Raw genomic sequence first — 16146 nt, forward strand, 5'->3', positions numbered from 1 at the left:
TTAATGATTAGAAATCTTGCTATTCAACTGATTTGCCAATATATATTCAGATTATGGCAATTTTTTGAACATCCTATCATTCATATGAAGGTTTCGGTAGGGTTTTGTAAGCTTATGTAACGTTAGTTTTGGCGTGAAGTTCTTGATTATGATTCAATATAAAACTTTGTGGCTATAAACGCCACAAAGTTAAATATTTTATATTATGGCTATTCTAGTTTAAATTGGCCAACAATAGCTAGTAGCTGTTCATTGCAACTTGCTAGATTACGTGTGCTATCCATGGTCTTTTCGCCATTTTCAGTAAGTTGATTAACCATACTTTGGATCATCGTCATATTACGATTAATTTCTTCGGTCACCGAACTTTGTTCTTCAGCTGCGGTTGCTATTTGGATGCCAAGATCATTAATTTGCATGACAGAGTCTGTCATTGAATCGAGGTTATCATTGACACTTGCTGTCGTTGCGGCTGTTTGTTGACAGCTTGCTTTAGTGATGTCCATCGCACGTACAACCATATCGGCCCCGTTGCGTAAGCGTGTAAGCATCTCGTTAATTTCAGATGTACTTTGTTGAGTTCTTGCTGCAAGTGTACGTACTTCGTCAGCAACCACGGCAAAGCCACGACCTTGCTCACCTGCACGCGCAGCTTCAATTGCAGCATTTAATGCAAGTAGGTTAGTTTGGTCTGCAATTTCGCCAATCACACTTAATACTGAACTGATCTTATGGGTATCTTCATTCATTGTTTGAATGTTAAGCGCCATCGCTTCAACTTCATTCACTAAGTCTGCTACCCCATGTACAGCACCTTCGACAACGGCTTTTGAGCTGTGAGCATCGTCAGTTGTTCGCTGAGTGAAGGTGGCAGATTGCGCGGCACTTTGAGCAACACTATCTGCTGTTGAGCTCATTTCTGTTACCGCAACAACCACTTGGTCTGTTTCACTTGCATGATCGATAAGTACTGAATTGTTACGCTCTGTCTGTGCTTTTAATTGCTCAACACCCATTGATATATGGTCTGTTGATTCTGATATCTCTAACATCATACGTTGTAAATTACTGACAAACGCATTCACTGATTCGGCAATTTGACCGAGGTCATCCCGGCTATTCACCGCTAAGCGTCGAGTCAGGTCTGCATCGCCTTGTGCTAGGTCATAAACAGTCGCTTTTAAAGCCAGGATAGGTCGGTATAAACGTGAAAGGGCGATAAATATAATAATCGAGGCAAGAATGACAAGTAATACATTACTTATGATTGAGTTATTCAGGCTGTTTTGAACGGGTAAGAAAAGCACTGATTTATCAATGGTAACAACAATTCTCCAGCTTGATTTATCATCTAAGTGTAGCCTTGTATAGTAAACAATTTGGTTTACACCATTGTTTTCAAGTTCAAATGAGCCCGTATTTTTTTGAAAGATTTCTCTTTGAAGCCTTGTATAAGCACTACTATAAGATTGCATTTTGTTACCAATGACTTCTCGTTCATCTGTCGATGCGATTGTCATCGTATTGATGTCATATAGACTGGTAGTGGCTCCAAAAAATGCTGATTTGTTGATCATATCTTTAAGCATATTTAAGTTAATATCAGCTAATAGTACACCTTTAAATTGGCCATCTTCATAAAAAGGTTCGGCAATACTGATGAGCAGTTCACCAGAGATAGCATGCTTATAAATGTCGGTGATTACTGTCGCTTGATTTTGGCGTGCACTTTTATACCAAGCTCTTGTTCTTGCATCTAAGACAGATAATGGAATAAATCCCTCTAATGCGCTAAATGTACGCCCATCTTCATAACCTACAATTATATCAGTAGCTTTAGTGGAATTCGCAACTTGTTTCACCATGCGTAATGTCTGTTCATCGTTTCTCGTTATAGCAAAACTTGGTGCCGTCTGAGTTAATGCATCTTTAATGGTTTCAAACCAGTCGGTAATTTTATCAGTAGTGCTTTGGACTTTTAATTTTGAGTATTGATCAATATTGTTTACCATTGAATTTGATAATTGCTTATAGGAAATATAACTCGCAATTGTCAGTGAGGTTATCAATAATAAAATAACAACCGAGATGATTCTTCCTTTAAAACTCGCCATAAAGCCCATGAAATAAAACCCTTTGAAATTATAATTTTGTGTATTTTAATGATTAAAAGTACGTATTAACTTTGTATAAATGTTAATTAGTATGTGATAGCCAGCGGATGATATATATAAGATAACTTGTTGTATATACTTAGTGTCGACAATTCAGTGAAAACTTACGAGGGCTTACAATTGTAAGAAGCGCTTTAAACAATAATCACTTATAAATGGCCATTATTAAATCGGTAGACCTTCAAAATGATGAAGGCCTACATCAAATCAAATTATTGCAGCTTGAACTGTCCAACAATGGTAAGCAGTTGATCATTCGTACTTGCCAGGGTATGTGTACTATCCATGGTTTTTCCACCATTTTCGGTTAGCTGAGAAACCATGCTTTGAATCATTGTCATGTTACGGTTTATCTCCTCTGTTACTGAGCTTTGTTCTTCTGCTGCTGTCGCAATTTGAATACCGAGATCATTAATCTGCATAACTGAATTCGTCATAGAATCAAGACTCTCATTCACACTTGCTGTTGTATCTGCGGTTTGCTGACAACTCAATTTCGTTGCGTCCATGGCTTTTACAACGGTATCTGCACCACTGCGTAGGCGAGTTAGCATCTCATTAATCTCTGAGGTACTTTGCTGGGTTCTTGCGGCTAGCGTTCTAACTTCATCTGCAACCACCGCGAAGCCTCGACCTTGTTCACCTGCACGTGCCGCTTCAATCGCAGCATTTAGCGCGAGTAGGTTAGTTTGATCTGCAATTTCACCAATCACACTTAATACCGAGCTAATTTTGTGAGTATCTTCATTCATAGTTTGAATGTTTAACGCCATTGCTTCAACTTCATTTACTAAGTCTGCAACCCCGTTTACTGCACCTTGAACGACCGTTTTAGACTGGTATGCCTCATCGGTTGATTTTTGTGTGAAGGTTGCACTTTGCGCAGCACTTTGAGCCACACTGTCAGCTGTCGAACTCATTTCTGTTACTGCGACAACGACCTGATCTGTTTCACTTGCGTGGTCAATTAATACGGTATTATTGTGTTCTGTATGGGATCTAAGTTGCTCAATACCGCTAGAAATATGTGTTGTTGATTGCGATATTTCTAACATGATTGTTTGGAGATTAGCAATAAAGGTATTTACCGATTCAGCAATCTGCCCTAAATCATCTTTACTTGTTACTTCAAGTCGCTGAGTTAAATCGCCATTACCTTGCGCTAGGTCTTGAACCGTCGACTTCAGTGCGATGATTGGTTGGTAGAGTTTATTCAGACAAATGAATATTAACAAAGTCACAATAAGCGTCATCATAATAGCAGTGATAAGCGAATCTTCTAAGCTGTCAGCGATCACAGCGTAGTGAGCCTTTTTATCTACCGTTACCAATATATGCCAGCTTAGCTGGTTATCAAGTTTAATTGAATCAAAATAGCTGATTTTTTCTTTGCCATTAACGGGATGGGTTAGCTTACCAGCGTCTCCTGTTAGCATTGTCTGTTGTAGTTCTGTTAGAGCACTATTGTCTGCAAGTTTTGATTTTCCTGGATCTTCTATTTTATCTGTTGACGCGATTATAGTGCCAGCCTCGTCAAATAGGCTAGTGCTCGCATGGTCAGATGCTGATGATTTAACGATATCTTCAAGTATGTTTAGTTCGATATCAGCAAGTAATACACCGACCAGTTGCCCATCTTTATAGAAAGGTTCAGCAATACTCACTAATAAATTATTAGTCAGTGCGTCTTTATACATCGGGGTTATAATTGTTGTACCTGTACGTTTCGCGTCTTCATACCAAGCACGAGAACGAGGGTCGTAATCAGCGACATAACGAGTGCCTGTCATAGCACTGTACGAGCTGCCATCTTCAAACCCAACAAGAATATCCGTTGCTTTTGTTGATGCATTAATCTGTTGAACCATTAAGTTAATTTGGTATTCGTTATGCGGTTTAGCAAAGTCAGGAGCTGTTCCGATTAAACCATCTTTAATAGTTTGAAACCATGCGTTTATTTTGTCTGACGTGCTATGTATTTTTAGTGTTGAGTAGCTATCGATATCGTCTTTAATTAATAAAGACATTTGACGATAAGAAAGTAAATTCGAAATTGCTAGCGTTGTAATAAGCAGTAACATAATAACTGTAATTATCCGGCCTTTAAAACTTGATAAGAAATTCACGTGGGTACATCCTTATAATCATTAGTATCGGGAGTGTTAATGCGTATGATAACGCGACAACACTATCGTAATTACATTGTTATTAGCTTATCGGCAGGATAGATGGATATCGCATTTATAATGCACAATAGTTGATCTTGGTCACTAATTTTTAGTATCTCTAATCATTAAGTATTAATGCATACATTGGGTTGGATTGAGTCTTGAGGGATTTAGAGTGGTGATATTTGTGAGGCTTTAGCGGGCGTTAGCAATGAATTAATACGTTGTTCCAAAGTTGAATAAGGTTCAACGCATTGCTTAAAGATGTATTTATTTCAGTTTGAACTGGCTAACAATACTCATTAGCTGTGTATTACTACTTGCTAAGTCATGGGTGCTATTGAGTGTCTTTTCACTGTTACTTGTTAATTGCTGTACCATATGTTGAATCGCGGTCATGTTACGATTAATTTCTTCCGTTACTGAGCTTTGTTCTTCTGCCGCTGTGGCGATTTGAATGCCAAGATCGTTTATTTGAAGTACTGACTCAGTCATTGAATCTAGGCTTTCATTCACACTTTCAGTTGTTTCCGCTGTCTGCCCGCAGCTCGTTTTTGTGGTTTTCATTGCTTGCACAACAGAGTCCGCACCGTTACATAAGCGGGTTAGCATATCGTTAATTTCAGAGGTACTTTGTTGTGTTCTAGCTGCTAATGTACGCACTTCATCTGCGACGACTGCGAATCCACGACCTTGATCACCTGCTCGAGCAGCTTCAATTGCGGCGTTTAATGCGAGTAAATTCGTTTGGTCTGCAATTTCTCCAATGACACTTAATACTGAATTAATTTTATTGGTATCTTCATTCATCGTTTGAATGTTCAATGCCATCTTATCAACTTCTGTAACGAGCTCTGCAACACCGAATACCGCACCTTTAACCACTTCTTTCGAACGTCTTGCTTCATCTGTTGATTTTTGTGTGAAAGTTGCTGATTGAGCAGCACTTTGAGCAACGCTATCAGCTGTTGAACTCATCTCTGTAATCGCAACAACAATCTGTTCTGTTTCAGCCGCATGCTCTAGTAGTACATTATTATTGTGTACTGTCTGCGAACGAAGTGCTTCAATACCGTCTGAGATATACTCTGTTGATTGGGATATATCTAACATCATCCCTTGTAAATTAAGCGTGAATTTATTCACCGCGTCTGCAATCAGACCTAAGTCATCATTACTTTGAACATTGATACGGCGGGTTAAATCAGCATTACCATTAGCAAGATCTACAATGGTTTCTTTTAGCGTGAGGATAGGGCGATATAAACGGTTTAGGGACAATAAGCTAATCATAGACGCCAGAATAACGAGGATGAGTCCAGTGATAAGTGCGCTGTCTAAGCCTTCTTTAATCTCGATAAAATGAGAAGACTTGTCTACTGTGATAGCCACTTTCCAAGAAATAGTATCGTTAAGGTTTAATGTCGTGAAATACGCAAGCGTTGTTGTCTTATCTTGGCTAAATTCGAAAGTACCTTCTTGGTTACTTGAGATCATGTCTTTAAGTGGTGTCAATGTCGCATTGGCTGAGTCCATCGGCTTACCTACGATTTGACTATCATCTGTTGACGCGATGGTCATGCCTGTCATGTCATATAAATTAAGCGTGGTATCTGCAAATGATGAATTCTTAATAAAGTTACTGACTGTTTCTAAGCGAATATCAGCTAATAATGCCCCTGAAAATTGGCCATTATAATAGAAGGGTTCAGCAATACTTATCATCAATCCGCCCGTTGTAGCATCACTGTAAATACCGGTAATGATTGTAGCGCCTTTTTGTTTTGCATCTTTATACCAGTCGCGAGTACGTGGATCATAGCTTTCTAAATTTAGCTTGCCGTCTATGGCTGTAATTGCTTTACCGTCTTCATAAGCAGCCAAAATATCATTTGCGTCGGTAGCGAGAAATACTTGTTTAACCATGAGTAATAATTGTTCATCATCACGAGGGATTGCAAAATCAGGCGCTGTTTCAGCTAAACCTTTTTTGATGCCTTGAAACCAACTATTAATTTTGTTGGCTGTGCTATCGACTTGTAGCTGTGAATATTTATCAATATTACCTACGATAGAAGTAGATAATTGTCGGTAAGAAATAAAACTCGATATCACGAGTGAGGAAATGACGAGTAATATCACTACTGTAATGATACGGCCTTTAAAACTGGATAAAAAATTCACGTTAACTTAATCCTTACATAACGGTATTAATTGATAGTAGAAGGGTAGATCTGGTACCTGTAGACATAGCCCGCAGGTACCATATCCATATGGTTCTTTATTGTATATTTCTTTATATTATAATCTGTATCTAGATCACTTTAATTGCGGTTAACTACCTATTAATTTTGTAATTATGGTAATTATCATTATTTTATGACCTGTAAAGTCGGTGGTAATAGTGTTATGAACTTATTTATCTTGATAGTCGTTATGGCGTCACTTAATTGATCAATATCATACCGAAAGTAAAGCTAAGTAATATTATTCGACACTGATAATAATCCATTGTAGGCTCTAAAAATTTCCAACTTATGGTCCCCTATTTATTATGAAATCTATCTTTAAGCCGTTATTATTCGTTTTTGTTTCTTTGTTTGCGCTTGCTGGCTGCAGTGAGGACAATAGTCCAAAAGAAGGGAGCGAATATACCATTATCCCGACGCCTATGTCTGATTTGCCTGATGTTGTAGAGATTTTTTCCCTTGCGTGCGGCAATTGTAAGAACATGGAAACAATGATTCCTGTAATGGAAGATATGACCAAAATCGATTTTGCCAAAACCCACGTAACGTTTAATGAAAGTGCGCAACGTTCGGCTTATGTTTATTATGCAGCAGCAAATCAAAATGGTGGTAAACCGAGTTCAGAGATGATGGCTGATCTGTTTACTTATACGCAAAGTGGTACGGGTGCGGATAATCATGATCATGGTGAAGGTCAAAAGAATGAAGAACCTGCTGAACATATGACGCCAGCACAGAAAAAAGAACAGATGATAGCCATATTTAAAAAATATAACATGAAGAGCCCAATCGATTTAAACGAAGCTGAACATGAAGCGGTATATCAGCAAATGGTTAAAGCAGAAAAGGTTGTGACTAACGCTAATATTGCATCTGTACCTGTTTTCTTAGTAAAAGGTAAGTACTTAGTTAATTCTGGTGCGCATAAAACATTAAAAGAGCTGGCTGCGACTATTTCTTACTTAAATACTTTAGAGCAATAGCCTTTAATTACATCATATAACAGATATCAATACTGAGGAGTTGCATTTATGTGGCTCTTTTTTTTGTATTTTTTCAGGGTTAAATATCGAATGGTTGTATATTATGTGTTTTTATATCGACTTTCATTCAAAGGTTAATAGTATTGTTTGTGACGGCAAGCAGGTACTATTGTAGTTCATTTGATAAATAATATGGTAAAAATGGTTGATAACAGTAGACATTATGTTTAATGAATTTTATTATTCTCTGTAATAATTAAACAGAGAAGTATATGCAATGACATTAGCAGCAATTGATTACCGCGCAGAGAACAGCGCTGAAGCGTTTGTAAAATCGCTTCGTGAAACAGGTTTTGGTGTATTAACTAATCACCCGATTAATCCGGAATTAGTTCGAACTATTTATACTGAATGGCAAGCGTTTTTCGAAACAGAAGAAAAACATGATTTCTTGTTTAAACCAGAAACGCAAGATGGTTTTTTCCCTGCAACTGTTTCTGAAACAGCAAAAGGCCACAGTGTTAAAGATATTAAAGAATATTTCCATGTATATACTTGGGGCCGTATTCCTGAGTCATTAAAAGAAAATATTCTAGCGTATTACGAGCAAGCAAATGCACTTGCCGCTGAGCTACTTGATTGGGTTGAAGAATTTTCACCTGCCGATGTGTCTGCCACATACAGCATGCCATTGTCAAAAATGGTTGAAGAAAGCTCGCTTACGCTACTACGCGTATTGCATTACCCTCCAATGACGGGCGATGAAGAAGTGGGTGCTATTCGAGCAGCGGCACATGAAGATATTAACATGTTAACAGTTTTACCTGCTGCTAATGAGCCAGGTTTACAAGTACAGAAACAAGATGGTAGCTGGTTAGATGTACCAAGTGATTTTGGTAACATCATTATTAACATTGGTGACATGTTGCAAGAAGCATCGGGTGGGTATTTTCCATCGACAACGCACCGAGTGATAAACCCTGAAGGTGCTGATATGACTAAAGCGCGTGTTTCGCTACCGCTATTTTTACACCCTAATTCAGAGGTTGTATTATCAGAGCGTTATACCGCAGGTGAATACTTAACAGAAAGACTGCGTGAGCTAGGTGTTCTTTAACATTCTAGACTAAAAGTATTTAATAACGAAAACATCAAGTATTGCTCGGATAGTTGATGTTTTCGTTTATTGTTTAACTTGCTAATAAGTATTGATAGTTCACTACGCCTATTTCAGATACCAGTACTTGTGTTGCTTGTGCATGACTCATCTTAGTCTCTGCTTTTTCAACCAAGATCATCGTCTCAATATCGGCCAATTCAAATCCCGCTAAATTCAAATTAATTAACACGGATTGCAGTGGTGATAGCGATGGATTAAATGCCGCATTTTCAATGTAACGACCTGTAATTACAGTACCTGATGTTGTTCTTAACGCGATGCCAGCATGGCAATGGCTGTAGGGTGCATAGCTTGTATTTGCTGCTTGAAGTGCGACCTCAGTAAGTGTTGAGTTATGACCACTAATTGCGGATGCTGAGTCGCTACTAAGTGTCAACGATACCGCTTCTGCAGTAAGAAGGGGAGAGGTTACACCTAAGTCACTTGGGCCAAATGAATCAGGTAATAGGGCTGACAGTGGTTTGCTACCGCTGGCTTCAAGGTTCACAATTAATTCGTTAGCACAGCTTAATTCATTCATAAACTGGCGGCAGTGACCACAGGGGCTTGCGGTAATTGTAATATCTAAAATTTCTGTTTCATGGTGACTAAATACATTATTGATAGCGGCTTGTTCAGCATGAACACTGTTGAATAATGCTTGATTCGAAAATTCATAGTTAGCACCGAAATACAGATTACCAGATCCTGCTCGTGCAATTGCGCCGACATTAAACTCAGAGATCGGTGCAACAGAATAGGCAGCAGCGAGGGGTAACAAACTGAATAATAATTCAGGTGTTTCAAGTGCTGAATGCAGTTGTAATAAGTCGACATCGGCAGCACTAATTATACCTTTAAAATCAGGTTTAGAGATTATAGGTAGAACATGGCTTTGAAGTGATTTCGGTAAACTGGAAAGTGCTGTTTGAAGATTTTTTTTCATAAAAATTGGCCTTATTAAAAAGTGGCACTGAATAGAGAATTAAATTCTATCTGAGTGCCACTTTGCAACTAAATCCAATTTATTACAAGATCAAAGCTCTAAATTATAAAACTTTTAGTACTAAACCGTTTAGATAATAACCTTCTGGATAGAAGCTAGCCGTTGGGTGGTCACCTGCTTGTGATAAACGTTCAACGATATAAGCATCACGACCAGCATCCAGTGCTGCATCCGCAACAATTTTCTGGAATAAACCATCTTCCATAAGGCCTGAACATGAGAATGTTAACAGTGTACCGCCTGGCTTAAGTACTTGCATTGCCACAAAGTTGATGTCTTTATAACCACGACAAGCACCTTTCATTTGCGCTTTGTTTTCTGCAAATTTAGGGGGGTCAAGAATGATCGTATCAAATGTACGGCCTTCTTCACGGAACTTACGTAATAGTTTGAATACGTCGGCACGTTCAAAAGAGGCATTTGAAAGGTCAAGGTTGTTGTGCTCTGCATTACGTTTAGCAATATCTAGTGCAGGCTGTGATAAATCTACGTTGGTAATTGACTTAGCACCAGCTTGTAGCGCGTAAACACCAAAACCACCCGTGTAAGAGAAGCAGTTAAGCACGTCTTTGCCTTTTGCATATTTTGCAGCTGCTTTACGGTTATCACGTTGATCAAGGTAGAAACCAGTTTTGTGGCCACCTTTAATATCAACTTCAATTTTAACGCCATTTTCTTCAATGATCACTACTTCTGGTGGCTCTTCACCTTTAAGAACACCTTGTACTAGCTCTAGGCCTTCCTTTTTACGTACTGCTACATCTGAACGTTCGTAGATGCTGCACTCTGGGTAAAGAACGCTTAATGCTGCAACAAGTGTGTCACGGTGAAAATCGGCACCTGCTGATAATAACTGACATACTAAGAAATCGTTGTAACGATCGATTGTGATACCTGGAAGGCTATCAGATTCAGCTGCGATTAAACGGTAGCCAGTTAGGCCTTTTTCTTCGATTAACTCATCACGTAATGATTGCGCTTGTTTGATGCGCTTTTCAAAGAATGCTTGATCGATTTCTACGCCACGGTCGTAATGCCACACTCGTACACGAATTTGAGATTCTGGAGAGTAGCTACCAGATGCTAGCCATTCACCGCCGGCACTCATGATATCAACTGTGTCACCAGCTGTTGCTTCGCCTTTCACTTTTGAAACTGCGCCAGAGAAGATCCACGGGTGTCTACGTTTAAGTGCTTTTTCTTTGCCTTTAGCAAGGATAATTTGAGCTGTCATTTAAATCTCTTATTCTTCTATAGTAGATAGATAAAAAGGGACTCAGTGTGAGTCCCTTTAAAGTTAGTGATAATAATAGCGATGAAACACTATTTTTATGACTAAACCGTCTTACATTACGCGCATGCCAGGTTCAGAACCTTCATCCGGGTTTAGTACGAAAATATCGCTGCCGCCAGGGCCAGCAGCAAGTACCATACCTTCTGACATACCAAACTTCATCTTACGTGGTGCTAAGTTAGCAACCATAACCGTTAAGCGACCTTCAAGTTGCTCTGGTTCGTAAGCTGATTTGATACCAGCAAATACTTGACGCGTTTCGCCGCCTACATCTAAGGTTAGCTTAAGTAATTTCTTAGCGCCTTCAACATGTTCAGCTTTTACAATTTTAGCAATACGTAAGTCAACTTTTTCAAAATCATCAAATGCGATCATTTCACCAATTGGCTCATCTTTAAGGTGCTTATCAGAAGCAAGATCAAGCGGTGTTTCCTCAACAACTTCTTCTTTCTCTTCTTCAGCAACGACTAAGTTTTGCTTAGATGCTTCAACCATAGTTTCAACTTTGTCCATTTCAACGCGTTGCATTAACGGCTTGAACTTGTTGATTTCGTGGTCTGTTAATACTGTTTTGTAGCTATCCCAGTTAAAATCATCGTTTAAGAATTTTTCAACTTCAGCAACCATTTCTGGTAATACAGGTTTCAAGTAAACTGATAGGATACGGAATAAGTTGATACCCATAGTACAAACAAGGTGTGCTTCTGCTTCACAACCTTCTTGCTTGATAAGTTGCCACGGTGCTTTGTCTGCAATGTAAGCATTTGCTTTATCAGCAAGTGCCATGATTTCTTTAATTGCTTTGCTAAAATCACGCGTTTCGTAATATTGAGCAATAGTATCGCCAGCAGCAACGAATTCAGCTAATAATTCAGGTTCTGAAATTTCGCTTGCTAGTTTTGCATCAAAACGTTTGTAGATGAAACCAGCAGTACGGCTTGCAAGATTCACTACTTTACCAACAACGTCAGAATTTACGCGTTGTGCAAAATCTTCTAGATTTAAATCTAAATCCACAATCTTGTTGCTTAGTTTTGCTGCGTAGTAATAACGTAGGTATTCTGGATTTAGGTTGTCTAGGTAAGTACGCGCCATGATGAATGTACCGCGTGATTTAGACATTTTCTTACCGTTTACAGTAACAAAACCGTGTGCAAATACAGCTGTTGGCTTACGGAAACCCGTGCCTTCAAGCATTGCTGGCCAGAATAGGCTGTGGAAATTAACGATGTCTTTACCAATGAAGTGATAAAGTTCAGTTGTTGAATCTTTTTTGAAGTACTCGTCAAAATCAAGATCATCACTACGATCACAAAGGTTTTTGAAACTACCCATGTAACCGATCGGCGCGTCTAACCAAACGTAGAAGAATTTACCTGGTGCATCAGGAATTTCGAAACCAAAGTAAGGTGCATCACGGCTGATATCCCACTGTTGAAGGCCAGCTTCAAACCATTCAGCAAGTTTATTCGCGATTTCGTCTTGTAATGTACCAGAGCGTGTCCATGCTTGTAACATATCGCCAAATGCAGGTAGATCAAAGAAGTAATGCTCTGAATCTTTAAGAATTGGTTCTGCACCTGAAACGACTGATTTTGGAGCGATTAAATCAGTTGGAGAGTACGTTGCGCCACAGTTGTCGCAGTTATCACCATTTTGATCTTCACTCTTACATTCAGGGCAAATACCTTTAACAAAGCGATCTGGTAAGAACATTTGTTTTTCAGGATCGAATAGCTGTGAAATTACACGTGTTTTGATATGACCATTGTCGCGTAGACGCGTGTAGATCATGCTTGCAAGTTCACGGTTTTCATCACTGTGCGTTGAATGATAGTTATCAAAACCAACATTGAAATCAGCAAAATCAGCCATATGCTCAATTTTAGTCTGCGCGATCATTGCTTCCGGCGTAATACCGCGCTCTTGCGCTTTAAGCATGATTGGCGTGCCGTGGGCGTCATCTGCACATACATATGTACATGTGTGACCACGTTGCTTTTGGAAACGAACCCAGATGTCAGTCTGGATATACTCAAGCATATGACCTAAGTGAATAGGACCGTTGGCATAGGGTAATGCGCTTGTTACTAAGATTTTGCGTTCTGATGTCATAAAAATCTGATTCATCTTGTGGTGAAAAATAAAGTTATCCGATGTTACCTGATACGACTTCTAAAGCATAGATGTTAGGCTAAAAACCCTGCGTTTTTTAGCGTATTTATTTGTGATTCTTTGCTTTATCATTGATATAGTAGATTAATAAAGTATAAATGCTTAAAAGCTACACACTTACAAGCTCAAATTAAGAGGCGGTTATGGATATTGCAAAGATCACGCAGCTCGTTGGCATTTTTCAACCTAAAAACTGGTTGAAAAATATTGCGGACAGTAATGTATTAGAAACAATTACCAATAAGGGCGGTTGTGTTGAGATCCAGATACGGCTACCGTTTCCATCGTTGGATTTTGAAAGCGATGTTAAAACCAAGTTAGAACCAAAAGTAGCACTCATGAAGGGCGTGGAAAGCGTTCAGTGGATTATCACATTAGATATTGCGACTTTAGCCCGTTGTAACGACGCGCCAGCTATTCACGGTGTGAAAAATGTGATTGCGGTTGCCTCTGGTAAAGGTGGAGTGGGTAAATCAACTACAACCGTTAATACAGCGCTCGCATTGGCTAAAATGGGGGCAAAAGTCGGTATCATGGACGCGGATATCTATGGTCCTTCAATTCCCCTCATGCTTGGTGTAAGCGAATCTCGCCCTGAAGCATACGATGGTAATACCATGACTGCGATCAAGGCCCATGGTTTAGCGGTTAATAGTATTGGCTTTATTGCACTAAATGATCAAGCGATGATTTGGCGTGGTCCAATGGCAAGTAAAGCTTTAATGCAGTTACTCGGTGAAACACATTGGGGCGAACTTGATTATCTATTTATTGATATGCCACCGGGTACGGGTGATATTCAATTAACCTTGAGTCAAAATATTCCAGTAACGGGTGCATTGATCGTATCAACACCACAAGATGTTGCGCTTGCTGATGCAGCCAAAGGTATTAGCATGTTCAGACAAGTGAAAGTCCCTGTATTGGGTGTTGTCGAAAACATGAGTACGCATATCTGCAGTAACTGCGGGCACGAAGAAGCAATTTTTGGCACGGGTGGTGTGGTTAAAATGGCCGCACGTTTTGACACTGAATGTGTGGCTCAACTACCGTTACATATTGACTTGCGTGCGGATATAGATGCGGGTACACCAACTGTAGCGGCACAGCCTAATTCTGCATTCTCTGCTATTTATGCGCAACTAGCGAATGATATTGTCAGTAAGATGTTTTTTCAAACGCACACAATATCAACAGAGATACCAATTAAGCTAACGTGATATAGGTACTTTTATAACTTATTATAGGTATTTTTCGGTTTGCTCTAGAATGACAGACTATAAATTTCTATAATAACCAAGTCTTAAGCCCTAACGGATCATTTTATAAATGAATACTAAATCTAACTCTTGTGTGATCATCGCGATCGCAGGTGCCTCTGCATCTGGAAAAAGCCTACTTTCTTCAACAATCTACAACGAACTTGTTGCAGAGTTTGGCGAGTCACAAATTGCAGTCATTACTGAAGATTGTTATTACCGTGATCAAAGTCACCTCGAGATGGAAGACCGAGTTAAAACAAATTATGACCATCCACAAGCGATGGATCATAAATTATTGTGCAGTCATTTACAGGGTTTGAGTGACGGCAATGCTGTTGAAATTCCAACGTACAGCTATACAGAACATACGCGTATGGCTGAGACGACTAAGTTGACACCCAAAAAAGTGATCATTTTAGAAGGTATTTTGTTACTGACAGATCCAGCTATCCGCAGCATTATTCACGCAAGTGTATTTATGGATACACCGTTAGACATCTGTTTTGTACGTCGTTTACAGCGTGATGTTGCTGAACGTGGCAGAACAATGGAATCGGTAATTGAGCAATACAATGACACGGTTCGTCCAATGTTCTTACAGTTTATTGAGCCATCAAAACAATATGCGGATCTTATTGTTCCGCGTGGTGGTAAGAATCGTTTCGCGATTGATACGTTAAAAGCAAAAATTTGTCAGTTATTAAACGACTAATTTAAGTTGTTTGTAGTATCAACGCGAAAAGCATTATAATTAGTACCAATCACAATAAATAGATGATCATTCTTTCTGGTTAAAACAGACACTAACAGTGTTGTTATTTTTGTAATTAGAATAACTAGTTACGGCAATTAACGCCTTGTTATTGTCAATTTTCCCAGCGAAATAATTGATCACTTATTTAATGTAATTGGTATAACACAGCATCCATTAAAGAGAGAAAACATGCGCCTGTGCGATACAGATATTGAAAAATACTTAGATGATGGTCGAATTGAGATAGAACCAAGGCCTGAACAAAGTAAAATTAGTGGCGTAAGCGTTGATGTTACTTTAGGTCATGAATTCCGAGTATTCCAAGCACATAACGCACCTTACATTGATTTGAGTGGTCCAAAAGAAGAAGTGGCTACCCAACTTGATAAAGTAATGAGTGATGAAATTGTAGTGCCTGACGGTGAAGCCTTTATTTTACATCCAGGTGAATTTGCTTTATCTGTGACGTTTGAAAAAGTAACGTTACCAGCAGATATCGTTGGTTGGTTAGATGGACGTTCATCATTAGCGCGTCTTGGTCTTATGGTACATGTAACAGCACACCGTATTGACCCAGGCTGGTCTGGTCGTATCGTACTTGAGTTTTATAACAGTGGTAAGTTGCCGCTAGCACTACGTCCGAAAATGACTATTGCAGCGTTAAACTTTGAAACACTGACCGCGCCTGCTGCACGTCCTTACAATCAACGTAAAGATGCTAAGTACAAAAACCAGCATGGTGCTGATTCAAGTCGTATTAACCAAGATGATAATGACAATCAGAGTGCATAATGGTTACTCAGTAATATAATGAGTAGCTAATTGGTATAGCAGTTAATATCTCACTAAATTAAAATACAAAAATGCCCATCACCGTTAAAGTGATGGGCATTTTTTTGTCTAGGTTTTACTTCGTTTTCTT

The 16146-nt window shown here is 39.0% G+C and carries 11 protein-coding genes; 5 read left to right on the plus strand and 6 right to left on the minus strand.

Features of this window, described 5'->3' with window-relative positions:
• Positions 1-209: 209 nt before the first annotated feature.
• The 3 genes from HWV03_RS09945 to HWV03_RS09955 all read right to left on the minus strand — a co-directional run bounded on the left by HWV03_RS09945 (position 210) and on the right by HWV03_RS09955 (position 6526).
• Complete coding sequence (locus tag HWV03_RS09945; protein WP_211679552.1) at positions 210-2123, minus strand: methyl-accepting chemotaxis protein; 1914 nt, start codon at positions 2121-2123, stop codon at positions 210-212.
• 263 nt (positions 2124-2386) lie between these two features.
• Complete coding sequence (locus tag HWV03_RS09950; protein ID WP_211679553.1) at positions 2387-4300, minus strand: methyl-accepting chemotaxis protein; 1914 nt, start codon at positions 4298-4300, stop codon at positions 2387-2389.
• 312 nt (positions 4301-4612) lie between these two features.
• Positions 4613-6526, minus strand: a complete 1914-nt coding sequence (locus HWV03_RS09955; protein WP_211679554.1) for a methyl-accepting chemotaxis protein — start codon at positions 6524-6526, stop codon at positions 4613-4615.
• 370 nt (positions 6527-6896) lie between these two features.
• On the opposite strand from HWV03_RS09955, the gene HWV03_RS09960 reads away from it, so the two are divergent.
• Both HWV03_RS09960 and HWV03_RS09965 read left to right on the plus strand, forming a co-directional pair.
• Positions 6897-7574 (plus strand): thiol:disulfide interchange protein DsbA/DsbL, encoded by a 678-nt coding sequence (locus HWV03_RS09960; RefSeq protein ID WP_255547155.1) that lies wholly within the window; start codon positions 6897-6899, stop codon positions 7572-7574.
• A gap of 277 nt (positions 7575-7851) precedes the next feature.
• The gene (locus tag HWV03_RS09965) at positions 7852-8691 is read left to right on the plus strand and encodes an isopenicillin N synthase family dioxygenase (protein WP_211679555.1); all 840 of its coding nucleotides are present in this window, start codon (positions 7852-7854) and stop codon (positions 8689-8691) included.
• 73 nt (positions 8692-8764) lie between these two features.
• On the opposite strand, the gene cdd is transcribed toward HWV03_RS09965, so the two are convergent.
• The 3 genes from cdd to metG form a co-directional block, all read right to left on the minus strand.
• On the minus strand, positions 8765-9679 hold the full coding sequence (gene cdd, locus HWV03_RS09970) for a cytidine deaminase (protein ID WP_211679556.1): 915 nt from the start codon (positions 9677-9679) through the stop codon (positions 8765-8767).
• Between the two features lie 103 nt (positions 9680-9782).
• A complete protein-coding gene (locus tag HWV03_RS09975; RefSeq protein WP_211679557.1) occupies positions 9783-10973 on the minus strand; it encodes a class I SAM-dependent methyltransferase in 1191 nt (396 codons plus the stop codon).
• A 111-nt stretch (positions 10974-11084) separates the two neighbouring features.
• Positions 11085-13148: a methionine--tRNA ligase gene (metG, locus tag HWV03_RS09980; protein ID WP_211679558.1), complete on the minus strand. Its 2064-nt coding sequence runs from the start codon at positions 13146-13148 to the stop codon at positions 11085-11087.
• Between the two features lie 203 nt (positions 13149-13351).
• Between metG and apbC the strand changes: the two genes are divergently transcribed.
• From apbC to dcd, 3 genes are all read left to right on the plus strand, one after another.
• The gene (gene apbC / locus HWV03_RS09985; RefSeq protein WP_211679559.1) at positions 13352-14428 is read left to right on the plus strand and encodes an iron-sulfur cluster carrier protein ApbC; all 1077 of its coding nucleotides are present in this window, start codon (positions 13352-13354) and stop codon (positions 14426-14428) included.
• Between the two features lie 109 nt (positions 14429-14537).
• Positions 14538-15182 carry a uridine kinase gene (udk, locus tag HWV03_RS09990; RefSeq protein ID WP_211679560.1) on the plus strand — a complete coding sequence of 215 codons (645 nt, stop codon included), beginning with the start codon at positions 14538-14540 and terminating at the stop codon, positions 15180-15182.
• 231 nt (positions 15183-15413) lie between these two features.
• On the plus strand, positions 15414-16016 hold the full coding sequence (gene dcd / locus HWV03_RS09995) for a dCTP deaminase (RefSeq protein WP_211679561.1): 603 nt from the start codon (positions 15414-15416) through the stop codon (positions 16014-16016).
• The last annotated feature ends 130 nt before the right edge of the window (positions 16017-16146 follow it).

Origin of the sequence: Moritella sp. 36 (genome assembly GCF_018219415.1) — a bacterium.
Taxonomy (GTDB): Bacteria; Pseudomonadota; Gammaproteobacteria; order Enterobacterales; family Moritellaceae; genus Moritella.